Genomic DNA, 23,343 nt, shown 5'->3' with positions numbered 1-23,343 from the left:
ATGCCATGCCCGATTTCATCGCCGCGCTGCTCACCGCCGCCACCTTCTGCATCGGCCTGATGGCCCTCAACGCGCTGACGCGCCTGGGCATCCAGTGGCAGATCACGCCCTCCGACCTCGCCGAGGGAGGAATGGTCCAGTATGCCGGGGCGCTCGCCCTCGCCGGCATGACCTGGCGCCGCTCGCTGCGCCGGCCGGTCTGACGGCGGGCACCGCCGGACGAAACGGCAGCCGCACCGGGTCGGGGCAGCGCGCGTCGGCGCCCTCGAGCCGATGCAGCATCCGGAAGCGGAGGGTCGTCCGCAGCGGTCCGGCAGATCCATGCGGCAGCACCGATGACGCTCGGCTCCACGTCAGCCGGGAAAATCGCTTTAACATAAGCTAGGAATTTTGATCGGATATTTTGAAGCAAATCCGTCGGTACCCCCGACTTCACCCCAGATGATTCAGGAATTCTCAGCACTCCGCGAACCATCCTCAGGCTTCAGGGAGCTTAAGCGATGGTAGGTCATCTGGGTGCGCTGGGTCGGGACCGGGGCGGCAACGTGCTGCTGATCTTCGGTCTTGGTCTGCCGGTGCTGATGGGCCTGACCTCGGCGGCCCTCGAATACGGTTCGCTGGTCAAGCGCCGCACCGAGCTGCAGCGCGCCGCCGACGGCGGCAGCATCGCGGGCGTCAACCAGTTCAAGCTCGCCAACACCGACGACGCGGCCGCCATCCGCGCGGCGATCGCCATGGCCCAGGGCCAGGCGCAGGCCTCGACCGACCGCCGGCCGCAGGTCGAGGCCGAGGTGCTGGGCAACCATTCCTCGGTCAAGGTGACGGTCCGCGAGAGCGTGCCGCTGGCCTTCGGCAAGCTCCTCAACGTACCGCAGGTGGAGCTCGTCGTGCACTCCACCGCCAAGCTCGCCGGCACCACACGCCTCTGCCTCCTCGCGCTCGAGCCAGCCGCCAAGAAGGCCTTCAGCGCCGAGCAATATGCCCGCATCGCGGCCCCGGACTGCTCGATCTACTCGAACTCGACGAGCCAGGAGAGCATCAGCGCCGGCGAGGGTGCCGTCGTGACCGCCCTGACGACGTGCTCGGCCGGAGGCTACAAGGGAACGAGCGCGAACTTCACGCCGCCGCCTGCCACCGAGTGCCCCACGCTCAAGGACCCGCTCGTCGACAGGCCCGCGCCCTCCGTCGGACCCTGCGTCGTCCTCGACGCCGCCATCAACGTGAATACCGCCGACTCGACGAAGCCGGTCAAAATCACGAAGGGCACTTACACCCTCAATCCCGGGACGTATTGCAACGGCCTCGAGATCACGGACGGCGCCACCGTCACGCTTCGACCCGGCGTCTATGTGGTGAAGAATGGTCCCCTCATCGTGAAGAGGAGGGGGTCCATGGCGGGCGAGAACGTCGGCTTCTACTTCACCGGGGACAGGGGCGGGCTCCTGTTCGACAAGGACAGCACCGTCAGCCTCACGGCGCCCAGAGGCGGGGAGATGGAAGGCCTGCTGCTCTTCGAGGAGCGGTTCGTGGCGAGTTCAGCCCTGCCGCCCGAGCCCGATGCCTCGTCGGGCGCGACGCCGCCGCCTCCGCCGGAGATCAGTCAGCCCGTTCGCCAGTATCGGATCATCAGCGACAATGCCCGGACGTTGCTCGGCACGATCTATCTTCCGGCCGGCCGCCTGATCGTCGACTCGAAGAAGCCGGTCGCGGACCAATCCGCGTACACAGTTGTCGTCGCCCGGCTCGTGAACCTCTACGAGGGTCCGAACCTCATCCTGAACGCGCGCTACGGCAGCAGCGACGTGCCCGTGCCCGAGGGCGTCGGCCCGAGCTCGGCCGACACGGTCCTCTCGCATTAAGGCGGTGCAGGCTGTCCCTACCCCATGAACGCGGGGCGGATGCCTGCAACCGCTCGGTCCGCGGACCCTAGAAGTACGACTTCAGCGGCCCGCGGCGGCGCACGTCGAGCGTGGCGCAGTGGAAGGAGCCACCGAACGGGCCGTAGGACAGGAACGGCGCCGGGATCGGGTCGAAGCCCCAACCTTTCAGGGCCTTGATCAGGGTCGGCTGGCTCGCGTCCACCACGATCTTCTTCTCGTCGATGGCGAGCACGTTGATCGAGGTCCAGGGCGAGCACATCGAGATCTTGCTCATGAAGCCCTCGACGGGGTCGGGGCGGGGCGCGATCAGCACGTCCCACTTCTTGAGGACGGCGGGCAGCTTCTCGACGTCGATGTAGTCCGGGTTCACCAGCACCTTGCCCGGCGCCAGCGGCATGAACGACGAGTCGATGTGCATCGGCTGCGGGCAGCGGCTCTCGATCTCGTGGATGCGGAAGCCGGGGCCGAGGTGGCGGCGCAGCCACTCGATGCCCATGAGGTTCGTGACGTTGGAGCGGGTCACGAACAAGTCGCGGCCGCAGCGCACGAAATCGGCCGCGTCGAAGACGGGCTCGAACTCGTTGACCGTGAACTGCATCGGCTCGCCGGCCTTCAGGTTCGGCACCCGGTAATCGTAGTTGTAGAGCTCGTCCGTGAGCTGGGGCCGCGGCGCCGAGGTCCAGCGGGCGCCAGCGCGGAAGTATTCCTTGAAGAGCGCGCGGTACGCATCGCCCTCGAAGTAGCGCGAGCGCCAGCACATCGGGCTCTCGATGATCTCGTCGCCGATGACGAGGTAGGGGTCGCGCGGGCAGGCGACGCAGAAGCCGCGCGAGGACCAGCGCGGGGCGTTGTACTTCTTCGAGAAGTCGATGGAATCCGGCCGGCGGACCTTCACGCCCTCGCCGGCGAGGATGGAGATGAAGTTGTCGAGCTCCTTCTGCGCGAGCTTCTTCATGAACTTCGGGTACCGGAAGCCCGAGGCGAAGCGGTAGAAGGGCTGGGCGGCCCGCGGCAGGTTGAAGATGACCGTCAGGTGGTGGGTCGGGATCGTGGCGCCGTCGAGCGAACCGACGATGACCTCCTCCAGCGGGTCCCACTCGTTCCAGGCCATCACCGGCGAGTGCGGTGCCGGGACGCCCGGACGGGCCGCGCCGCCGCCGGCGTAGAACGCCTCGTCGCGCACGACTTCGTCCGCCGTGATGGGTGATTCGCGGTCCATGATCTTCAGCCCCTTTTTGCCTGACCTGCAGCCGTTCTGATGGGGTCTCGCCCCTGTGCCGCTTTGGTCCGCACTGTGTCTATCGGGTGATAGACAACGCTGTGCAAAGCTGCAACTTCGAGGGATGCTCGCCGCCTTCGACGGTCTTTTGTGGTCGGAATCGCGGCGGATTTTCAGCATCGCATCATCGACGACGGTCGACAGGGGATCATGAAGCGTCTGACGACTTTGGCCCTGATCGCCGGCTTGTGCACCGTGGTCGGGCTCTTCCTGTCATCGGGTGTCGAAGACGTGGCCGCGGCCGTGGTCAGCGCCGGCTGGGGCGCGCTGTTCGTCGTCGTCGCCCGCGCATTCGCGGTGGCCTGGGCGGGGCTCGGCTGGTTCGCGATCTTCCCCGCCGCCGGGCGCCCGAGCCTCGGGACTTGCGTGAACCTGCGCTTCGTGCGCGAGGGCATCAACACGCTGCTGCCGGTGGCCCAGGTCGGCGGCGACCTCATCGCCGCCCGCCTCCTGGTCAAGCGCGGCCTCACCGGCGCGCTGTCCGGCGCCAGCATGCTCGTCGACCTGATGACCCAGGCGGTGACGCAGTTCCTGTTCACGGTCGCCGGCCTCGCCGCGCTGGTCTGGCTCGTCGGAGACGGGCCGGTGGTGCGCACGGTGGCGGGCGGGCTCGCCATCGCGGCGCCCGCGCTCGCCGCCTTCTTCATCATCCAGCGCCGGGGCGGCCACCGCCTGATCCAGGGCCTCGTCAACCGCTTCGCGGGCGGGCGCGAATGGCGGGCGCTCGGCGCCATCGACGCGCTCTACGCCGAGCTCCGCCGCCTTTACGCCGCGCCGCTGCGGGTGGGCAACGGGGTCCTCATCCATTCGGTCGGCTGGCTGATCGGCACGCTCGAGGTCTACGTCGCCCTGCGCTGCATGGGCTATTCCGTCACCTTCACCGAGGCGCTGATCATCGAGAGCCTGGCGCAGGCGGTGCGCGGCGCGGCCTTCGCCATCCCCGGGGCGCTCGGCGCCCAGGAGGGCGGCCTCATCGCGCTCTGCGCGATCTTCGGCATCCCGATGGAGGCGGCGCTGGCGCTCTCCCTCGTCAAGCGCCTCGCCGACCTCCTCGTCGGCGTTCCCGGGCTGATCCTCTGGCACGTCGCCGAGGGCAGGCCGGAGCTGAAGGAGCCGGAAGCCGCGCCCGCCGCGCCCATCGATCTCAGCGCCCGCCTCGGCGCGGTGCTCCAGCCGCCGGTGATCCATCCGGCCTACGCCTACGTGTCGATCCCCGCGGATTCCGACCTCGGAGACCTCAAGAAGTGCGCCTGAGCCGCGTCATCCTGGCCGCTGGCCTCGCCGGCCTCATCGCCTGCCTGCCGGCGCGCGCCGCCGAGGATCCGGCCGTCGAGGCGGTGCGGGGGCTCTACGCGACCTATGAGGGCGCCCTGAAGGAGGCGGCCACCGACGTGAAGGCCCGCGCCGGCGCGATCGGCGGGGTCATGGCCAAGACCTTCGATTTCGGGGGCATGGTCCGCGGCGCGGTCGGCCCGAAATGGCCGAGCTTCACCCCCGAGCAGCAGGCGGCGCTGACGGAGGCCTTCGGGCAATACTTCACCGCGACCTACGCGAACCGCCTCACTCAGGCGGCCGGCGGCAAGTTCACGGTCAAGCCCGCGAGCGAGGCGCGGGGGGCCGACCGCGTCGTGCTGACGGAGGTCGCCAACGCCGAGGGCGACGAATCCCAGGTCGATTTCCTCGTCGGTGCCGGCAACCGGGTGCAGGACGTCTTCCTCAACGGCAACGTCAGCGAGATCGCCGCGATGCGCACCGCCTTCGCCGAGCCGATCAAGACTGGCGGCGCCGACGGCCTGCTGAAATTCCTGCGCGAACGAACGGCCCGCATCCTCGCCGCCAAACCGGCGCCTTGAATCACGCCCACAGGGCCGTCCGGCCCCCGAATGCCCCGCTTTCGCGCCGCCCCGGCGGCCCTCCCGTCCGCACCGTGACCGAGCGACGCCCCCAATGGACCTGACCTGGCTCCTGGACCCGACCTGGCTCTCGCCGCTGTTCCTCCTCCTGGCGCTCGCCGGCTGCGTCTACGGGCTCGCGGCCGCCTTCCTCGCCGGCCGCTTCGCGCGCCGCGCACGGCCGTCCCTGCCCGAGGGGATGCCGTGGCCTTCGGTGACGATCCTGAAGCCGCTCTGCGGCCTCGAGCCGAACCTCTACGAGAATCTCGAGACCTTCTGCCGCCAGGCCTATGCCGGACCGGTCCAGATCGTCTTCGGCGTCCAGAACGCGGCGGACCCGGCCATCGGCATCGTGCGCCGCCTGCAGGAGGCCTATCCGGCCCTGCGCCTCGACCTCATGGTCGATGCCCGCCAGCACGGCTCGAACCGCAAGGTCTCCAACCTCATCAACATGTCGGCGGGAATCGCCCACGACGTCGTCGTGCTGGCCGACAGCGACATGGTGGTGCGCCCCGAATACCTCGACCGGATCGTCGCCGAGCTCGGCCAGCCGGGCGTCAACGGCGTCACCTGCCTCTATCACGGCGTGCCGGCGAACAGGGGCGTCTTCGCCCATCTCTCGGCGCTCGCCATCGACGTGCAGTTCCTGCCCAACGTCGTGATGGGCTTAAGCCTCGGCCTCGCCAAGCCCTGCTTCGGCTCGACCATCGCCTTCACGCGGGCGGCGCTCACGGAGATCGGCGGCTTCGAGGCCTTTCGCGACGACCTCGCCGACGATTACGCGGTGGGCGAGGCGCTGCGGGCGAAGGGCGGCCTCGTCGCGATCCCGAGCTTCACGATCGGGCATACCTGCGTCGACACCGATCTTTCCGGCCTCTGGAGCCACGAGCTGCGCTGGAACCGCACCATCCGCAACGTCGACCCCGCGGGCTATGCCGGCTCCATCGTCACCCACGCCTTCCCGCTGGCCCTCATCGGCGCGCTGATTCCCGGCGCGGGCGAGGTCGGGCTCGCCGTCGCCGCGCTCGCGCTCGCCTGCCGCGTCCTCCTCTGCATCCGCCTGGAGCGGGCCTTCGGCCTGGCGCCGCACCCCTACTGGCTGTTGCCGATCCGCGACATCCTCTCCTTCATGAACTTCACCTGGAGCTTCGTCTCGGGGGCGGTGACATGGAAAGGTCATGATTATCGCGTGGTTGCGGACGGCACACTGATCCCGGAACGACCGCTCGGCACCGATGCCGGCGCGTCTCCGCTCTGATCGCCGCCGCCACTGTTCCCGTCACTCCGCTGAGGCCTTGAACCCCATGCGCACGCTCTTCCTCCAGGCCCCCACCTTCGACGGTTTCGACGGCGGCGCCGGCTCCCGCTACCAGGCCAAGCGCGAGATCAAGTCGTTCTGGTACCCGACTTGGCTGGCTCAGCCGGCCGCGCTCGTGCCGAACTCCAAGCTGATCGACGCGCCGCCCCACAACATCAAGCTGCCCGAGATCGTGGCCCAGGCCAACGATTTCGACCTCGTCGTGCTCCACACCTCGGTGCCGTCCTTCAAGTCGGACGTGAAGACGATCGAGGCCCTGAAGGCGGCCAACCCGAAGCTCATCGCCGGCCTGATCGGCGCCAAGGTCGCGGTCGACGCCGCCGGCGCCATGGCCCAGGCCCCGGTGGTCGATTTCTGCGCCCGCAACGAGTTCGACTTCACGGTCAAGGAGGTCGCCGACGGCGTGCCGATGGCCGAGATCAAGGGCCTGTCCTATCGCGATGCCGACGGCACCGTGGTCCATAACGAGGACCGCGAGATCATGACGGACATGGACCAGCTGCCGTTCGTGACGAGCGTCTACAAGCGCGACCTGGAGATGGAGAAGTACTTTATCGGGTACCTCAAGCACCCCTACATCTCGTTCTACTCAGGGAGAGGCTGCAAGAGCCGCTGCACCTTCTGCCTCTGGCCGCAGACGGTCGGCGGGCACACCTACCGCACCCGCTCGGTCGCGCACGTGATCGAGGAGATCAAGTACTGCCTGAAGGAGTTTCCGCAGACGAAGGAGTTCTTCTTCGACGACGACACCTTCACCGACAATCTCCCGCGTGCGGAGGAGATCGCCCGCGAGCTCGGCAAGCTCGGCGTCACCTGGTCGTGCAACGCCAAGGCGAACGTGCCCCGCGAGACCCTGAAGGTGCTCAAGGACAACGGCCTGCGGCTGCTGCTCGTCGGCTACGAGTCCGGCAACCAGGCGATCCTGCACAACATCAAGAAGGGCATGCGCGTCGAGGTGGCGGAGAAGTTCACGAAGGATTGCCACGAGCTCGGCATCGCCATCCACGGCACCTTCATCCTCGGCCTGCCCGGCGAGACCAAGGAGACGATCCGCGAGACGATCGACTTCGCCAAGCGCATCAACCCGCACACGATCCAGGTGTCGCTCGCCGCGCCCTATCCCGGCACCTTCCTCTACAAGCAGGCGGTGGAGAACGGCTGGCTCGACGTGGAGAACGCCGAGCTCGTCGACGAGAACGGCGTGCAGGTGGCGCCCTTGCACTACCCGCACCTGTCCCACAGCGAGATCTTCAACTCGGTCGAGGACTTCTACAAGAAGTTCTACTTCCGCGCGCCCAAGATCGCCTCGATCGTCTCCGAGATGGTCCGCTCGCCCGACATGATGAAGCGGCGCCTGCGCGAGGGCGTCGAGTTCTACCGCTTCCTGAAGGAGCGCCAGGGCACCGCGAAGGCGGCCTGAGGCGAGGACCTCGGCGAAGCTTGAGATGGCCCGGCACGATGCCGGGCCATTTTCGTTTGGCCCCTTGGTGCAACCTGGAAAGGGCCATGCCGACGAGCTACATCGTGGCTCGGAATGAGGATCGGTCATGAAGGGCAGTTCGGTCGTACGCGCACGCGTCGACGAGAAGACGAAGCAGGAGGCGAGCGCCGTCTTGTCCGAGATGGGGCTCACCGTCTCCGATGCCTTCCGGCTGATGCTGGCTCGGGTGGCCGCGGACAAGGCACTTCCGTTCGAGACGCTCGTGCCTAACACCGAGACCATCGAGGCCATGCGGGCCGCCCGGCGCGGCGAGACCGTGAAGGTCGGAAGCGGCGGCTTGCTGACCAGCCTCAATGCGGACGATTGAGTACACGACCCGCTTCAGGCGTGACTACCGACGTGAGCAAAAGGGCCGGCACCGGAAGACCCTTGATGCAGACCTGACGGCAGTCGTCACGCTGTTGGCTGCCGACGCGATCCTCCCTGCGAGATATCGGGATCACGCCCTGGTCGGCGAATGGAGCGACCATCGTGACTGCCACATCAAGCCCGATCTCGTGCTGATCTACCGAATGCCCGATCCAGCGATCCTTCAGCTGGTACGGCTTGGATCCCACAGCGAACTCGGGCTCTGATGCAGGACAGGATACGCCTCGTCGTCACCGCCGACGATTTCGGTCTGAGCCGCGAGGTCAACGAGGCCGTCGAGGAGGCGCATCGGGACGGCATCCTCACCGCCGCGAGCCTGATGGTCTCCGCGCCCGCCGCGGCCGACGCGGTGGCCCGCGCGAGGCGGATGCCTTCGCTCCGGGTCGGGCTGCACCTCGTCATGGTGGAGGCCTGGCCGACGCTGCCACCGGAGATGCTGCCCGACCTCGTGGGACCCGACGGGCTCATCCGCTCCGACATGGGCCGGCTCGGCCTCGACCTCGCGCGGAGTGGGTCAGCGCGGCGTCAGCTCGCGGCCGAGATCGCGGCGCAGTTCGAGGCGTTTCGCGATACGGGCCTGCCGCTGGACCATGTGAACGCCCACAAGCATTTCCACGTCCATCCGGTGATCGCCGGGCTGGTGCTGCGGATCGGCCGGGATCACGGCATGCGTGCGATCCGCGTGCCCCGCGAGCCTCGCGCGGTGCTGCGGGCAGCGGAGCCGGGAGCGAACCCGCGGCTCGCCCTCGACAGCGCCCCCTGGGCGGCGCTGCTCGCCGTGCGGGCGCGGGCGGCGGGGCTGCTCGTCCCGGACCGGACGCTGGGCCTCGCCTGGTCGGGCGCGATGACGCCCGCCCGCGTCGCGGGGCTGCTGCGGCACCTGCCGGACGGGCTGACCGAGCTCTACACGCATCCCGCGACTGGGGGCGGCTTCCCCGGCGAGGCGCCGGGCTACGCCTACGCGGCCGAGCGCGACGCGCTGATCGCGCCGGAGACGATCGCGGCCGCCACGAAGAGCGGCGCGGCGCGGGGCGGCTTCTCGGATTTCCTCGCTGCGCCGTGAGGCCGGATGTCCGCCGCTGATCCTTACCGCGTCTGCTGGGCCTTCACGTAGCTCTTGAGCACGGCGTTGATCCGGGATTGATAACCCTTCCCGGTGGCTCGGAAGTGGCGCAGCACGTCGGGATCGAGCCGAAGGGTGATCTGCTCCTTCGTCGCCACCTCGACCGGCCGGGCCTCGTCCCAGAACCCCGGCGGCAGGATGTCGGCATCCGGATCGGCGTCCACCCTCCGTTCGACTTCGGCGTCGGTCAGGGCCTTGAAGGCGTCGCTCAGCGCCTGAGCCGGCGGCATGTCGTCGAGCCGATCAAACCTCACGATGTTCTCGCGCCCGCGCGTAGATTTCCCACTCATGTCTGCTCGCCTTCCATGCCGAGATGATCCGGACATCTCCACCGCGCAGCGTATAGACCACCCGCACCATCACATCCTCGCACACGCCCAACGCGATGAACCGGCGTTCGCCGTAGTCGCGACGGGTGTCCTCGCGGACGATCCGAAAAGCGCGAAAGATTTCGGCCGCCTGACGGAAGCCCAGCAGATGCTTCGCCTGGTTGGCCGCATCCTTCTCCGGATCCCATTGGAAACCCATGACCCGTCATAACTACAGAGTGTAGCTACAGCAAGGTTCCTCAGGATCGCATCGCGAGCATGAGCACCCCGATGGCGATCGCCCACAGCGCCAGCGTCGACCAGACGGCGCGGCGCTGCTCGCGGCGGGCGACGTTGGCCAGCCGGCGCGCCTCGCCCGGCGCCTGATCGTCGAACCGCACGATGAGGCGGCGCAGGCGCAGCGCGAGGTCGGGGATGTCGGCGACGACGTCGGCGATCGTCAGCGCCGCGCGCCCGGCGCTCTCGATCCGGCCCACGGGGCCGAGGTTGCGCGCGATCCAGGAGCGCACCACCGGCTCGGCGCCGGTCCACATGTCGAGCTGCGGGTCCAGCGAGCGGGCGACGCCCTCGACCACCACCATGGTCTTCTGGAGCATCACGAGTTCCGTGCGGGTGCTCATGTCGAACAGCGCGGTGACGTCGAAGAGCAGGGTGAGCACCTTGGCCATCGAGATCTCGTCGGCCCGGCGCTGGTGGATCGGCTCGCCGATCGCCCGGATGGCCTGCGCGAAGTCGTCGACAGAATGGTGCGCGGGCACGTAGCCCGCCTCGAAGTGGATCTGCGCCACGCGCTTGTAGTCGCGCAGGATGAAGCCGAGCAGGATTTCGGCGAGGAAGCGCCGCTCGTTGACGCCGAGCCGGCCCATGATGCCGAAATCGACGGCGACGAGGATGCCGTCGGCATCCACGAACAGGTTCCCCGGATGCATGTCGGCGTGGAAGAAGCCGTCGCGGATCGCCTGGCGCAGGAAGGACTGGATCACCGTCCGCCCGAGCGCGCGGGGGTCGTGGCCGGCGGCGACGATGGCGGCCCGGTCGTTGAGGCGGATGCCCTGGATCCACTCGCTCGTCAGCACGTCGCGGGCCGTCAGCTCCCAGTCGGGCCGCGGCACGCGGAAATCGGCATCGTCCTTGGTGTTCTGGGCGAGCTCGGACATCGCCGCGGCTTCGAGCCGGAAATCCATCTCCATCATCACGGAGCGGGCCAGGATCTCGACGACCTCGCGGGGCTTCAGGCGCTCGGCCTTGGGCGAGAGCGCCTGGACCACGCGGGCCATGAAGCGCATCACCTGGAGGTCGCGCTGGAAGCGCTCGCGGACGCCCGGCCGCATCACCTTGACGGCGAGCACCCGCTCGGCGCCGTCGGCATCGAGGATGTGGGCCTTGTGGACCTGGGCGATCGAGGCCGCCGCCACGGGTTCGCTGAAGGAGACGAACAGCTCGCGCACCGGCTTGCCGAGCGCCGCCTCGACGACGCGCATCGCCTGGTCCTGGGGGAAGGGTGGCACCCGGTCCTGCAGCTTCTCGAGGTCGAAGGCGGCATCCATGCCGACGATGTCGGGGCGCGTCGCGAGGAACTGGCCGAACTTCACGTAGGAGGGCCCGAGCCGCGTCAGGGCCCGCTGGACCGGACCCGCGCCGGCGCCGAGGCCCGGCCGCTCCAGGGAGCGCCCGAGCTTGAGGGCGAGGCGCAGGTGGGGCGGCAGCTCCGTCGGATCGACGAAGGCGAGGGCGCCCTCGCGCGCCAGCACGAAGCCGACGCGGATGCCGCGGAAGAGGTGGACGATCCCGCCTAGCACCGATGTCGCTCGACGGAGAGGTGATCCAGGCGCAGAGCAGCCGAAGCTTCGGGAAGGCAGGCGGAACGCAGGTCGACGGGACGCGGGTCTCCTCTCCTAGGGGGAGAGGGACAGGGTGAGGGGCGTGCCCCGTCCGGAGAGTCCACGCCCCTCACCCCAACCCTCCCCCCCTGGGAGAGGGAGCCAGCGCCAGGAGCGGAAACGGCGCTTGAAATCCGCCTCACGAAATCTTCCAGCCCGAATGGATCGCGACGATGCCGCCGGAGAGCGGGCGGTGGCTCACCCGGGAGAACCCCGCCGCCTCGATCATGCCCGCGAAGCGCCCCGGGGTAGGGAACTTGCGGATCGACTCGACGAGGTAGCGGTAGGATTCCGCGTCGCCCGCCACCCGCGCGCCGAGGCGCGGGATCACGTGGAAGGAATAGGCGTCGTAGATCCGATCGAGGCCGGGCAGGTCCACCCGCGAGAATTCGAGGCAGAGGAAGCGTCCGCCGGGCTTGAGCACGCGGCGCGCCTCGGCGAGCGCCTGCTCGATCCGGGGCACGTTCCGGATGCCGAAGGCGATGGTGTAGGCGTCGAAGGTCGAGTCCGGCAGGGGCAGCGCCTCGGCGTTGCCGGTCACGAAGTCGATGCGGCCCCCGTATCGCGCGCCCGCCCGCTCGGCCCCGACTCGGAGCATGGCCTCGTTGATGTCGAGCACCGTGACGCGGGTGCGGGGGCCGCCGGCATCCAGCGTCCGGAAGGCGATGTCGCCGGTGCCGCCGGCGACGTCGAGATGGCGGAAGGCGCGGTCGCGGCCCGGCCGCAGCATCGAGACGAGCCCGGACTTCCAGGCGCGGTGAAGGCCCCCCGACATCAGGTCGTTCATGAGGTCGTAGCGCTTGGCCACCGAGCGGAAGACGTCGTCGACCCGCGCCTGCTTCGCGTCGAGCGGCACGCGCTCGAACCCGAAATGCGTGCTCGCCTCCCCGGCCGAACCCTCGTCAACGCTCATCGCAGGCCACCCCTCGCGTGGGCCTCATAGCGAAAGGCGCGCGGAACCGCCATGTGTCGAAGCAACCTGTCGAAGCAGCCCCCGCCGATCCGCTCCACCGACCGGAGACCCATGCCCGAACTGCCCGAAGTCGAAACCGTCCGCCGCGGCCTGGCGCCGGCCATGGTCGGCGCCCGCTTCGCCCGCGTGAGCCTGCGGCGCGAGGGCCTGCGCTTTCCCTTCCCCGAGCGCTTCGCGGAGCGGCTCGAGGGCCGCACCGTCACCGCCCTCGCGCGCCGGGCGAAGTACCTCACGGCGCCGCTCGATTCCGGCGAGACCCTGATCCTGCATCTCGGCATGAGCGGGCGCTTCGACGTGGCCCTGCCCGACGGGCGCAACCTCTCGCCGGGCGAGTTCTACCTCGAGGGCGCGCAGGGGAGCCCGAAGCACGACCACGTCGTCATGGCGATGTCGAGCGGCGCCACGGTCACCTACAACGACGTGCGCCGCTTCGGCTTCATGGACCTCGTGCCGACGGAAGGCCTTGCCGCCTGCCGCCACTTCGCCGCCATGGGGATCGAGCCCCTGGGCGAGGCCCTGACGGCCGAGGCGGTGGCAGCCCTGTTCCGGCACCGGATCACGCCGCTGAAGAGCGCGCTCCTCGACCAGCGGCTGATCGCGGGGCTGGGCAACATCTACGTTTGCGAGGCCCTGCACCGGGCCGGGCTCCATCCGGAAATGCCGGCCGGGGCCCTCGCACGCCCCGATGGCGGCCCGACGCCGAAGGCGCGGCTGCTGGCCAAGGTGATCCGCGAGGTCCTGACCGAGGCCGTGGCCGCGGGCGGCTCGACCCTGCGCGACTACGCGCAGACCGACGGTAAGGCGGGCGGCTTCCAGCACCGGTTCCGGGTCTACGACCGGCTCGGGCAGGTCTGCACGGCGAAGGGCTGCGGCGGCACCGTCACGCGGATCGTCCAAGCCGGCCGCTCGACCTTCTTCTGCGGTGCCTGCCAGGCCCCGCGCGAATCGGGCGCGTGAGGCGTGGCCTGCGCCCAAGCGCATGGGCCGGCCGCAAAGCTTCGAGCGGTCAAGCCAGTGAACACAATGAATAATCACGGATTTTTGACACGTTAACCGAAACGAAGGCAAATTGACGGAGAACGATTATTGAATAAAGGATCTTGGTTTCGACTGCGATTCAATCGTCAAAAGAACGGTCGTCAACATGTTGATGCGAGCATTCAATAACCTGACTCTGCTCCCCAAGTTGCTCATTCCTATCGCTGTATTGGTCCTCGTCTCGCTCGGCCTCGTGGTCATGGCGAGCGTCAGCTTCAAACTTCTGGAAGACAACGCCCATCACATCGTCGACGTGTCGGCCGCGCGCGCCACGCTCGCGCTGCGCCTGACCGCGGCGATCGACGAGGCGACCATCCAGGAGAAGAACGCCATCCTGGAGACGAGCCAGACGGAGCGCGAGCGCGCCGGCGCCCTCTATGCGCAGGCCCGCCAGAAATCCTTCGCCGCGGCCGATGCCCTGGTCGGGCTCTCGGACTCGCCGGAGCGGCGCGCCACCAACGAGGGCGTGAAGCAGCGGGTCACCGCCTTCTACGCCGTGTCCGAGCGGGTTCTCGCTCTCGCCATGCGCGGGGAGACGGCGCTGGCGACGAAGATGTCGGACGGCGAGGCCCGCGCCCTGCGTCGCGACCTCATGGGCGTCCTGGGCGAGCGCGCCGACGTCAACGTGGCCGCGCTCGCCGCGGAGAAGGCGCGGGCCTACGCGCTGACCCGAACGGCGACCTGGACCCTGATCGGTTCGGGCGCGTTCGGGCTGATCCTCGCGATGGGCCTGGCGGGCCTGATCGTGGCCGGCGGCGTCAGCCGTCCGCTCAAGGCCATGGCCGCGGCCATGAACCGACTCGCCGAGGGCGATCTCGCGATCGCGGTGACTGGCGCGGAGCGGAAGGACGAGGTCGGCTCCCTCGCCCGCTCCCTCCAGGTGTTCAAGGACAACGCGATCGCCTCGCGCGAGGCGGCCGCTTCGCAGGCCGCCGAGAACGCGGCCAAGATCCGCCGGGCCGAGCTGCTCGACGCGACGACCCGGCGCTTCGAGGCGGACATCTCCGCCCTGACGGAGGGTCTCGCCGGCGCAGCCCGCCAGATGGAGGACACCGCCGGGTCGATGTCGGCGACGGCGGAGCAGGCGATCCGGCAATCGGCGAGCGTCGGCCAAGCCGCCGAGGAGACCTCGGCCAATGTCCAGACCGTGGCGGCGGCCACCGAGGAGATGTCGGCCTCGATCCAGGAGATCATCGCGCAGGCCGCGCAATCCGCGCAGATGGCCGACCAGGCCGTGCAGGACGCCCAGCACACGGACGAGACGGTCCGCCACCTGACGCAGGTCGCCGAGCGGATCACCGACGTCGTGGCGCTGATCTCCAACATCGCCGGCCAGACCAACCTGCTCGCCCTCAACGCGACGATCGAGGCGGGACGGGGCTTCGCGGTGGTCGCCACCGAGGTCAAGGAGCTCGCCGGCCAGACGGCGCGGGCCACCGACGAGATCGGCACCCAGATCGGCCAGATCCAGGCGGCGACCCAGGCGGTCGTCACCGACATCCAGCGGATCGCGCGCACGATCGGCGAGATGTCGCGGTTCTCGTCCGGCATCGCCGCAGCGATGGAGGAGCAGGGGGCGGCGACACAGGAGATCGCGCGCAACGTGCAGGAGGCCGCCCAGGGCACCCAATCCGTCACCGCCACGATCACGCAGGTGCAGCAGGGCGCGGACGTGACCGCCTCGGCCGCGGCGCAGGTGCTCACGGCGGCCCGGGCGCTCTCGCGGCATTCCGAGAGCCTCGGCCGCGAGGTCGGCGGCTTCCTCGACAACGTGAAGGCGGCGAGAGGCGCCCGCACGATCGCGCTGCGATTTTTTTAGCCGGATTGACGTCGATGAAGTCCGGCCACGCGGCGCTTCGCGCCCTGGGAACTCCCTCGTGTCTGCCCGACGGGCGGTCCGACACGATCCGCCGGACGGCCGGCGATTTGCTCGGCGTGCCGATCGCCCCGGCGTCGATCATCGACGCCGACCGGCAATGGTTCGAGGGGCGCTGCGATCCCGACGTCGAGGGGATCCCGCGCGACGCGTCGTTGTGCGTTCACGCGATAATGGGCGACGACGCCATGGTCGTCGAGGAGGCCCGCGCCGACCCGCGGTTCTGCGAACCCGGCATGGCCGAGCGCGAGACGGAGCGTCGGCGGGCGGCGGCAGGGCGATAGGCCGGCGGGTCTCTGCGGAAAGGGAGTGTCAGAAGGTCGAGAACGACCGCCTGCGCGACCGGAGGCCGACGCTGCCGGACTCCGGGTTGGCTGTCTCCACAGGCACCGGCTCGGGTGCGGGCTCCGACGCCTTGATCTCGCGCGGCGGGGCGGGAGGCGGGACCTTGCCGACGCGCTCGATCCGGACGCCGACGTAGTCCCCACGACGCCAGGCAAGCCGCACCTGGCAGAGGAAGTCGCGTCCGATGATCCGGAGCAGGAAGATCTCCGGCAGGTCCTGGCGGGCGGGAACGCCGATCCGCGCGCCGGATTTCGAGACGTCCTTGACGTTGCAGGGGATCTCCGTGCCGTCGCGCAACCGGATCGTCGCGATCCAGTTCGTGGGGTTGCGCTCCTCGCGACGCTGGATCGGCGTGTCCTCCGCGAGGACTTGGTTCTCGGGCGCCACGGTGGCCTTCCTGCAGCATGTCCGGGACGGCATCTTGAGCCGGAAACCTTACGGAAGACCTAGCGGCGCCACGCTGCGTCCGGGCCGGATCCGATCAGGTCCGGTCCCCGGCGGGACCACCTAGATCGAGGCGCTCCCCGCGCGCAGGCGCAGGCCGAGCTCCGTCACATGCGCGAGGAGGGCTCCGACGAGGCAGGCGGCGATGACCGGCCACGAGGCTCCCGTCAGCGCCCCGCGGAGCGCCAGCATCAGGGCGGCGCCGGCGGCGAGGTTGCAGAGGAGGGGCAAGGGGGCCGGCCCGCCTCCGCTGCGCGAGCGCCAAACCAGCAGGGCGACGGCCTCGAGGGCGACGAGGACGAGGATGAGGTCGATGATCCGGCCGCTCGCGAAGAGCTCGCTCATGCCGCGCTCGTCCGGAAGGGGCCGTTCAGCCGCACGATCGTGAGGTTCAGGTAGGCCGCGACCCCGACCCAGCCGAGATAGGGCAGGAGCAGGAGGGCCGCCGTCCCGGAGACTCGCGCCGTGACGCCGATCAGCACGAGGATGGAAAGCCAGAGGAACAGGACCTCGACGAGCGCCCAGTCCGGCCGGCGCATCCGGAAGAAGAGGCCGCTCCAGGCGATGTTGAGCACGGCGTTGACGGCGTAGGCGCCGACGAGCGCGGACCGGGCGCCGGCGCCCTCGTCCGCGTTCCAGGCCATCACGGCGGAGATCGTGGTCAGGGTGAAGATCGTGGTCCAGACCGGGCCGAAGGCCCAATCCGGCGGCTTCCAGGACGGTAGGCGCAGGCTCCGGTACCAGGGGCCGGTCGTCGTCAGGACGCCGCCGGCCACCGCCACGAGGATCGCGACGCCGGCGGCGACGAGGGCCGGCGTCCACTCGATCACGGCGAGACCCAGCGGAACAGGTGGGCGAGGTCCTTGAAGAAGATCCGGGCATGGGCCGCGGGTTTCGCGCGGACCAGTTCCTTGTTCATGTAGGAATCCCAGGTGAGCTGCTGGACGTCCTTGTCCCGGCAGATCGAGACGAAGCGCTCGCGCAGGCCGTCGTTGCGGTACCAGACCCATTGCATGATGCCGAGGATGAGGAAGACCCGGCCATGCAGCTTCATGAAGCGGCGGCGGGCCTGGGCCAGCGCGCCGGCCTTGCCGGTCGCCAGGAAGGCGTTGGCCGCCTCGGCCGAGAGCCGCCCGCCGAGCATGGCGTAGTAGATGCCTTCGCCCGAGGCCGGCGCGACGATGCCGGCGGCGTCGCCCGTGAGGAGCACGTCGCGGCCGTTGTCCCATTTCTTGAGGGGTTTGAGCGGGATCGGCGCACCCTCGCGCCTCACGGTCTCGCCGGCGTCGAGGCCGGTGGCCTCGCGCAGCGCCCGGATCGAGCTGCGCAGCGAAAACCCTTTTCGCGCCGAGCCGGTGCCGATGCTGATGGTCTCGCCGTGCGGGAAGACCCAGGAATAGAAATCGGGCGAGTGCTTGCCCTGGTAGTAGACGTCGCAGCGGGTGGCCTCGACGTCGCCGATGCCGTCGGCCGGCCGGCGGACGATCTCGTGATAGGCGAAGACCTGCTTCATCGCGGCATGGCCCGGGATCTCGGCCCGGCCCACCGGCGAGCTGGCGCCGTCGGCCCCGATCACGAGGCGCGTGCGGACTTCCGCCGGCGCGCCGTCCACCGTGAAGTGGACGACCGCGTGGCCGTCACCCTCGCGGGCGATCCGCTGGAAGGTCGCCGCCCGCAGCTCCGCGCCGGCGAGCACGGCGCGGTTGCGCAGCCAGGGGTCGAAATGCTCGCGGTCGACCATGCCGACGAAGCCGTCGCCGATCGGCATGTCGACGCGCTTGTCCTTGGGCGAGATCATCCGGGCCGAGCGCACCCGGGCCACCAGCAGGTCGTCGGGAATCGCGAAGTCGCGGATCAGGCGCGGCGGGATCGCGCCGCCGCAGGGCTTGATCCGGCCCGGCTTGTCGAGGAGGAGCACCCGCCGGCCCACCCGGGCGAGGTCGGTGGCGGCGGTCGCGCCGGCCGGGCCGCCGCCGACCACCACGACGTCGAAGGTTTCAGGCTCGGCCATGGTGATCTCCCTCAGAAGCGGGGTTCGAACTGAAGCGCGGCCTGCGCCCTCAGGGCTCGCGGGGTGCGCGTCGCGGGAGCGTGCTCGATCCAGAGGGCGAGCGCCGCGCCGACGACGAACAGCGCCGCCTCGGCCGCGAAGACCGCAGCGTAGGCATTGACCGCTTCGGGCGTGACGAGGCGGGCCAGATCGACGGCCACCGTGCCGAGAAATCCGCCGGCGCCGAAGGCGACGCCCTGCGCCGCGCCCCAGACCCCCATCCGGGTGCCGCGCTCGGCCTCGCCGCCGGCGCCCGCGAGCCCCATCATCGAGCCGATGGCGGCCACCGCGAACATGCCGTTGAAGAGACCCAGCGCGAAGACGGCGATCCTCAGGGGAAAGTCCGGACCGGAGAGACCGCCCCCGGCAATGGCCAGCAGCGAGGCGCCCGAGCCGAGGCAGCCGACCACGGTCCAGAGCTTCAGGGAGCCGAGGACCGGCCCGCCGATCCCCATGGTGACGCCGGCCACGAACAGCATGCCGGCAAGCACGCCGCCGTGCTGGAGGCCCGCGAGCTTCGTCGTGACGCCCGGCGTCATCGCGAAGACGAGGCCGGCGAAGGGCTCCAGGATGAGTTCCTGCGCGCTGTAGGCCAGCATCGCCACGAAGATGAAGATCGTGAAGCGGCGCGAGGCCGGCTCCGCCCAGACCTTGGCCAGCACGGCGAGGAAGGGTTTTTTGTCGGATCGAGCCGCGTCGGCAAGCGGCGCGCAGGCGGGCTCGACGCCGCGCACGGCGAGGCAGGCCACGAGGAAGGCGATCAGCGAGACGGAGCCCGACACCGCCACCAGCCGAGCGCCGGAGAACGGATCGAGGAAGTGCCCGGCGAGCGGCGCGGTGATCGCGAAGCCCGCGATCATCATCACCCAGACCAAAGTCGCGGCCGCGCCCCGGCGGCGCGCCTCGACGCCGGTGGCGAGGAGTACCAGCAGCGAAGTCCCCGCGGCACCCGCGCCCATGCCGACGGTGAGGAAGGAGAGGACGGCGAGCGCCAGGCCGGCGGTCGGATGCGTCTCGATGAGCGCCGTCGCGACCGCGGCGCCGAAGCCGCCGAGCGTCAGCGCGGCCATGCCGCCGACGATCCAGGGCGTGCGCCGTCCGCCGACATCGGAGCCGTAGCCCCAGCGCGGGCGCAGCACCTGCACCGCGTAGTGCAGGGCAACGAGGGCTCCGGGTATCGTGGCCGGCAGCGCCAGCTCCACCACCATCACGCGGTTGATCGTCGAGGTCATCAGCACGACGACGGCGCCGAGCGCCGTCTGGACGAGGCCGAGCCGTACGATGGCGAGCCAGCCGAAGGAGGCCATCACAAGCCCCCCTGCACGATGGGGCGCAGCGCGAAGGCCGCGACCAGCATGCCGAGCACGTAGAGCGTGGTGCCGGTGCCGTTGTACCAGGCCGCCCGCTCGCGCGGCGCCTTGAGGAAATAGGCCATCAGGGCAAGCTGTCCGGCCAGCAGCACGGCAATGCCGGCGGCGTACCCCGTCCGCTCCCAGATCAGCAGCAGCGAGACCACCAGCGTCTGGGGCAGCGCCATCACCAGGCAGGCGAACAGGGCCGCGTTGCCGGCGCCCATCTGAACCGGGATCGAGCGCAGGCCGAGCGCCCGGTCGCCCTCGATCGACTTGAAGTCGTTGAGGGTCATGATGCCGTGCGCGCCGACCGCGTAGAGCAGCGCGATCACGACGACGCGGCGATCGGGCATGGCGGCCGCCATGACGGCGGCGCCGGTGAACCAGGGCAGGCCCTCGTAGCAGAGCCCGCAGGCCGCGTTGCCCCACCAGCCGTTCCGCTTCAGGCGGATCGGCGGGGCCGAGTAGATCCAGGCGAGGACGAGCCCGAACAGGGCGGCGCCGAGTACCCAGGGGCCGAGAACGGCGGCGACGCCAAGCGAGAGCACGGTCCAGGCCGCGGCGATGTAGAGGCCCCAGCGGCCGGGGATGCGGCCCGAGGGGATCGGCCGGTTCGGCTCGTTGATCGCGTCGACGTGACGGTCGAACCAATCGTTGGCTGCCTGGCTCGTGGCGCAGACCAAGGGTCCAGCCAGGATCACGCCCGCGGCGATCACCGGCCATTGCCCGCTCGGCGTCGCGCCCGACGAGACGACGCCGCAGGCGAAGGCCCACATGGGCGCGAACCACGTGATCGGCTTCAGGAGCTCGATGAAGGCGCTCGGTGCGGGCGTTGCCATGGAGCGAAGGCTAAGGATGCACCCCCGGATGTGTCAAGATTAGTTTACACACTCACGTCCGCGACTCGCCATCGCGAATGACGTGGCGATCACGAAGCCGAGAGCACGCCATGAACCATAGTGCCGCTTTCCGGAGCTCCGGCCCGCCGAGGGTGGTAGTTCGGCGGCTATGCGGTCGCGGCGCCGATCGAATCAGCGATCGGCTTCGGCCGATTCCTGCCCGTCCAGGTCGCCGATGCCGTAGCGGCGCAGCTTGGCGTAGAGGCCCTGGCGGCTGAGGCCGAGCATCTCGGCGGCGGAGGCGCGGTTGTCGCGCGTGATGCGCAAAGCCGCCTCGATGCAGAGGCGCTCGATCAGGTCGGTGGATTCGCGGACCAGATTCTTCATGGAGACGCGGCCGACGAGCTCGGTCATCTGCTCGACCGAGCGGGGCAGCTCGCGTCCGCCGCTAACGGCGGGCGCCGCCCGTCGCGGCGTCCCGCGGATCGTGAAGCCGAGGCAGGGGTGGCCGCCCCCGGCGACCGAGACGGCGGCGACCTCGACGTCCTCGAGGCCGCCGTACTCGCCGCGCAGGCTAGTGGCGAAGTGGCGGACCGACCCGTGCTGGCCGAGCGTGGCGAACAGGGCCGCAGCCTCGGTTTCCTCCCGGCCGAGCCAGCGTTCCAGCGGCTCGCCGCGCACCTGCTCCTCGGTGGCGAGCTGGACGAGGTCGAGGAAGGCGGCGTTGGCGGCCAGGATCCGGCGGCTCGGATCGGTGACGACGAAGCCTTCCGGAAGGCTGTGGATGACGTCCAGCGCGCTGGCATGGGCCCGCGACGGGCCGCGCTCCGAGGCCTCGGGACCCGCGGACGACAGCCGCAGCAGGATGTTCGTCACGGTCTCCTGCCGGAACAGGGAGGCCGCGACGCGGGTCTCGCCGCGGCCGTTGCCGAGCCGGGCCACGAGGTCGCCGGCCTGGCCGGTCACGCGCAGGCCGGCGAAGAGCGACCCGAGCTCCCGGGCGCTCGCGGAATCGAACAGGTCGACGGCGTCCTGGCCGACGATCCGCTTCTCGGGCTTGCCGAGCAGGCGGGCCGCGGCGGGGTTGACGTCGGTGACGCGCCGGGTCGCGGCGTCGACCACGAGGACGGGCTCGCCGGCGAGCTGGAAGAGCAGGCGGTAGCGGGTCTCGGCGCCGCGCATGCGCAGGTAGTCGCGCTCCAGGGCCTGCTGCGTCTCCGCGAGCTTCACCTGAAGGTTGGCCATCGCCCGCAGGTTCCGGCCGATCACGATGATCGGGCCACCGTCGGCGAGCCGCATCGCGGAGTAGCGCACCGGCAGGTCGACGCCGATGGCTGAGGGGTGGTTCACCTGCCGCCAGCGCGTCACCGCGCCGGGCACCGCATCCCTCAGGAGCGCCGTGATCTTGGGCCGGCTCTCCACCGTGACGGTGTCGATCCAGGGGCGGCCGAGCCAAGTCTCGCAGCCTTCGCCCGCGAGGTCCGGGCTGCCGAAGGTGACGTCCCGGATGATGCCGGACGTATCCACCACCAAGGACAGATCCGTTGCGGCCGCAACGAGAACCCCGGCCGCCTCAGCATCGAGGGGACCGAGTGTTTTGCGGAGCGCCGCGAACGCGTCGTTCGGCGCAGGGCTCGCCAGGCTGGTCAATGATCACCACGTCGTGATGTCTTGGGGAGCGGTCTTTCAACAGGGTCTGGCCGGCAGATCAAGCAAGCTTTCTGCAACGGTGATGGCGCAGCGGGCGTCGGCGGCGGTCGCGTCGGCCCCCACGAGACCGACATAGGCCGGATTGTCGATGAGGATCGGGCCGCCAACCATGACGCGAACGCCCTGGTTCCGCGAAACCCGGCGCAGGTCGCCCACCGCCTGTCTCAGCACCGGCAGGAGTGTCTCGCAGCCGACCGAGAGGCCGATCACGTCGTACCACTCGGCACGGGCGAGCCGGAGCGGGTCGTGGTCCGGATCGCGCGCGACGCTCGTCACGTCCCATCCGGCCTCGCGGAAGAACCGCTCGATCAGCGCGAGGCCGAAGCTGTGGGTCTCGCCCGGGCAGGGCAGCAGCAGGATGGAGCGGCCGTGGCAATGCCCGGCCGGCTCCCCGCCGAAGCGCAGGGTGAGGTCGTGCATGATCCGCTGCAGGCGGCCGACCGCCACCGTCAGCTCCGCGAAGTCGCAGAGGTCCTCCTCCCAGAGGACGCCGAGGTGCCGGGCGGTGGGGGCGAGGAGATCGAGGAGCAGGCTGTCGAGGGAGAGGCCGTCCTCGACCAGCGCCGCGATCTCCGACTCGACGTCCTCGGAACCGGGCGACAGCACCAGAGAGGTGAAGGCGACGATCTGCGCGGTGGTCGGGAGGATGGCGGGGCGCGCCGTGCGCGGATCGGCCCGGTGGGCCAGCATCAGGCGGGGGATGATCTCGGCCTCCACGACCTGCGCGAGGTCGCCGTGCCAATGCGCCGGCCGCTCGACCCGGGCATGCTTCAGGAACGCTTCCGCCTTGAACTGGCTCGGCTCCTCGCGGGAGGACCGACCATGAGCGAAGCACTCGCCGAACCGACTCACGTCATCCATGGGACCCCTCCCAATGCTGCTGACGGCTTCTTGATTCGGCTCGATCGTTGAATGTCGAGCTTCGCGTTCTCAGACGTCTTGGTGTCTTGACGCTGCCTGGGCGTTCAGGCGGGCCTTAGGCTGAACGATACCGCTTCATTTGGCTTTGGCAATGCTCAAGTTGTAGTCGCAGCCATCCATCACTGTCAAATTTCTTGAACGTAAAGCTGGGTTGACACTTTGGTGGCTGCTTCATAACCTCGCCTGGCAATGCGGTCCCCCAACGGGATCGCTGCCAAGAGCGA

The 23,343-nt window shown here is 69.7% G+C and carries 25 protein-coding genes; 12 read left to right on the top strand and 13 right to left on the bottom strand.

The genetic code is table 11. The annotated features are described in order from the left end of the window. The first annotated feature begins 5 nt into the window (after positions 1-5). On the top strand, positions 6-203 hold the full coding sequence (locus MFF55_RS09355) for a hypothetical protein (protein WP_238243814.1): 198 nt from the start codon (positions 6-8) through the stop codon (positions 201-203). 297 nt (positions 204-500) lie between these two features. Continuing rightward, positions 501-1,859 carry a pilus assembly protein TadG-related protein gene (locus tag MFF55_RS09350; protein ID WP_238243813.1) on the top strand — a complete coding sequence of 453 codons (1,359 nt, stop codon included), beginning with the start codon at positions 501-503 and terminating at the stop codon, positions 1,857-1,859. A 67-nt stretch (positions 1,860-1,926) separates the two neighbouring features. Here MFF55_RS09350 and MFF55_RS09345 read toward each other — a convergent pair whose 3' ends face one another. Further along, positions 1,927-3,099 carry an amidinotransferase gene (locus MFF55_RS09345; RefSeq protein ID WP_238243812.1) on the bottom strand — a complete coding sequence of 391 codons (1,173 nt, stop codon included), beginning with the start codon at positions 3,097-3,099 and terminating at the stop codon, positions 1,927-1,929. Positions 3,100-3,309: 210 nt separating this feature from the next. Here MFF55_RS09345 and MFF55_RS09340 point away from each other — a divergent pair, with 210 nt between their 5' ends. The 7 genes from MFF55_RS09340 to hpnK all read left to right on the top strand — a co-directional run bounded on the left by MFF55_RS09340 (position 3,310) and on the right by hpnK (position 9,302). Beyond that, positions 3,310-4,413 carry a lysylphosphatidylglycerol synthase domain-containing protein gene (locus tag MFF55_RS09340; RefSeq protein WP_238243811.1) on the top strand — a complete coding sequence of 368 codons (1,104 nt, stop codon included), beginning with the start codon at positions 3,310-3,312 and terminating at the stop codon, positions 4,411-4,413. Further along, on the top strand, positions 4,404-5,012 hold the full coding sequence (locus tag MFF55_RS09335; RefSeq protein ID WP_238243810.1) for an MlaC/ttg2D family ABC transporter substrate-binding protein: 609 nt from the start codon (positions 4,404-4,406) through the stop codon (positions 5,010-5,012). The genes MFF55_RS09340 and MFF55_RS09335 overlap by 10 nt, the downstream gene beginning before the upstream one ends. Positions 5,013-5,106: 94 nt before the next feature. Further along, entirely contained in the window at positions 5,107-6,309 is a 1,203-nt protein-coding gene (gene hpnI / locus MFF55_RS09330) for a bacteriohopanetetrol glucosamine biosynthesis glycosyltransferase HpnI (protein WP_238243809.1), read from the top strand. Positions 6,310-6,355: 46 nt separating this feature from the next. Next, complete coding sequence (gene hpnJ / locus MFF55_RS09325) at positions 6,356-7,789, top strand: hopanoid biosynthesis associated radical SAM protein HpnJ (RefSeq protein ID WP_238243808.1); 1,434 nt, start codon at positions 6,356-6,358, stop codon at positions 7,787-7,789. 127 nt (positions 7,790-7,916) lie between these two features. Further along, a complete protein-coding gene (locus tag MFF55_RS09320) occupies positions 7,917-8,177 on the top strand; it encodes a type II toxin-antitoxin system RelB/DinJ family antitoxin (RefSeq protein WP_238243807.1) in 261 nt (86 codons plus the stop codon). Then, entirely contained in the window at positions 8,164-8,445 is a 282-nt protein-coding gene (locus MFF55_RS09315) for a type II toxin-antitoxin system YafQ family toxin (protein ID WP_238243806.1), read from the top strand. Before MFF55_RS09320 ends, MFF55_RS09315 begins: the two co-directional genes overlap by 14 nt. Further along, a complete protein-coding gene (hpnK, locus tag MFF55_RS09310) occupies positions 8,445-9,302 on the top strand; it encodes a hopanoid biosynthesis-associated protein HpnK (RefSeq protein ID WP_238243805.1) in 858 nt (285 codons plus the stop codon). The genes MFF55_RS09315 and hpnK overlap by 1 nt, the downstream gene beginning before the upstream one ends. Positions 9,303-9,325: 23 nt before the next feature. Here the strand turns inward: hpnK and MFF55_RS09305 are convergent, their stop codons facing one another. The 4 genes from MFF55_RS09305 to ubiE form a co-directional block, all read right to left on the bottom strand. Further along, positions 9,326-9,616 (bottom strand): BrnA antitoxin family protein, encoded by a 291-nt coding sequence (locus MFF55_RS09305; RefSeq protein ID WP_238243804.1) that lies wholly within the window; start codon positions 9,614-9,616, stop codon positions 9,326-9,328. Next, on the bottom strand, positions 9,606-9,890 hold the full coding sequence (locus tag MFF55_RS09300; protein WP_238243803.1) for a BrnT family toxin: 285 nt from the start codon (positions 9,888-9,890) through the stop codon (positions 9,606-9,608). The genes MFF55_RS09305 and MFF55_RS09300 overlap by 11 nt, the downstream gene beginning before the upstream one ends. 40 nt (positions 9,891-9,930) lie before the next feature. Further along, on the bottom strand, positions 9,931-11,490 hold the full coding sequence (gene ubiB, locus MFF55_RS09295; protein ID WP_238243802.1) for a 2-polyprenylphenol 6-hydroxylase: 1,560 nt from the start codon (positions 11,488-11,490) through the stop codon (positions 9,931-9,933). Positions 11,491-11,710: 220 nt separating this feature from the next. Further along, a complete protein-coding gene (ubiE, locus tag MFF55_RS09290) occupies positions 11,711-12,484 on the bottom strand; it encodes a bifunctional demethylmenaquinone methyltransferase/2-methoxy-6-polyprenyl-1,4-benzoquinol methylase UbiE (RefSeq protein WP_238243801.1) in 774 nt (257 codons plus the stop codon). Between the two features lie 111 nt (positions 12,485-12,595). Here ubiE and mutM point away from each other — a divergent pair, with 111 nt between their 5' ends. From mutM to MFF55_RS09275, 3 genes are all read left to right on the top strand, one after another. Then, positions 12,596-13,501 (top strand): bifunctional DNA-formamidopyrimidine glycosylase/DNA-(apurinic or apyrimidinic site) lyase, encoded by a 906-nt coding sequence (gene mutM / locus MFF55_RS09285; protein ID WP_238243861.1) that lies wholly within the window; start codon positions 12,596-12,598, stop codon positions 13,499-13,501. A gap of 229 nt (positions 13,502-13,730) precedes the next feature. After that, complete coding sequence (locus tag MFF55_RS09280) at positions 13,731-15,401, top strand: methyl-accepting chemotaxis protein (RefSeq protein WP_306421407.1); 1,671 nt, start codon at positions 13,731-13,733, stop codon at positions 15,399-15,401. 14 nt (positions 15,402-15,415) lie between these two features. Beyond that, positions 15,416-15,742 carry a GAF domain-containing protein gene (locus MFF55_RS09275; RefSeq protein ID WP_238243799.1) on the top strand — a complete coding sequence of 109 codons (327 nt, stop codon included), beginning with the start codon at positions 15,416-15,418 and terminating at the stop codon, positions 15,740-15,742. 28 nt (positions 15,743-15,770) lie between these two features. On the opposite strand, the gene MFF55_RS09270 is transcribed toward MFF55_RS09275, so the two are convergent. The 8 genes from MFF55_RS09270 to MFF55_RS09235 form a co-directional block, all read right to left on the bottom strand. Beyond that, entirely contained in the window at positions 15,771-16,190 is a 420-nt protein-coding gene (locus MFF55_RS09270) for a PilZ domain-containing protein (RefSeq protein ID WP_238243798.1), read from the bottom strand. Between the two features lie 120 nt (positions 16,191-16,310). After that, entirely contained in the window at positions 16,311-16,592 is a 282-nt protein-coding gene (locus MFF55_RS09265) for a hypothetical protein (RefSeq protein ID WP_238243797.1), read from the bottom strand. Beyond that, the gene (locus tag MFF55_RS09260) at positions 16,589-17,077 is read right to left on the bottom strand and encodes a TspO/MBR family protein (protein ID WP_238243796.1); all 489 of its coding nucleotides are present in this window, start codon (positions 17,075-17,077) and stop codon (positions 16,589-16,591) included. Before MFF55_RS09260 ends, MFF55_RS09265 begins: the two co-directional genes overlap by 4 nt. Further along, on the bottom strand, positions 17,074-18,258 hold the full coding sequence (locus tag MFF55_RS09255) for a geranylgeranyl diphosphate reductase (RefSeq protein WP_238243795.1): 1,185 nt from the start codon (positions 18,256-18,258) through the stop codon (positions 17,074-17,076). The genes MFF55_RS09260 and MFF55_RS09255 overlap by 4 nt, the downstream gene beginning before the upstream one ends. Positions 18,259-18,269: 11 nt before the next feature. Beyond that, a complete protein-coding gene (locus tag MFF55_RS09250) occupies positions 18,270-19,604 on the bottom strand; it encodes a BCD family MFS transporter (RefSeq protein WP_238243794.1) in 1,335 nt (444 codons plus the stop codon). Further along, positions 19,604-20,488, bottom strand: a complete 885-nt coding sequence (gene chlG, locus MFF55_RS09245) for a chlorophyll synthase ChlG (RefSeq protein ID WP_238243793.1) — start codon at positions 20,486-20,488, stop codon at positions 19,604-19,606. Before chlG ends, MFF55_RS09250 begins: the two co-directional genes overlap by 1 nt. Positions 20,489-20,680: 192 nt before the next feature. Further along, positions 20,681-22,129, bottom strand: a complete 1,449-nt coding sequence (gene ppsR / locus MFF55_RS09240) for a transcriptional regulator PpsR (RefSeq protein ID WP_238243860.1) — start codon at positions 22,127-22,129, stop codon at positions 20,681-20,683. A gap of 45 nt (positions 22,130-22,174) precedes the next feature. Further along, positions 22,175-23,059, bottom strand: a complete 885-nt coding sequence (locus tag MFF55_RS09235) for a cobalamin B12-binding domain-containing protein (protein WP_238243792.1) — start codon at positions 23,057-23,059, stop codon at positions 22,175-22,177. Positions 23,060-23,343: the final 284 nt, after the last annotated feature.

Source organism: Methylobacterium iners (genome assembly GCF_022179305.1).
GTDB lineage: Bacteria > Pseudomonadota > Alphaproteobacteria > Rhizobiales > Beijerinckiaceae > Methylobacterium > Methylobacterium iners.
Note: the sequence above shows the minus strand (reverse complement) of the source record. Positions and strands in the feature narration are given on the sequence as shown.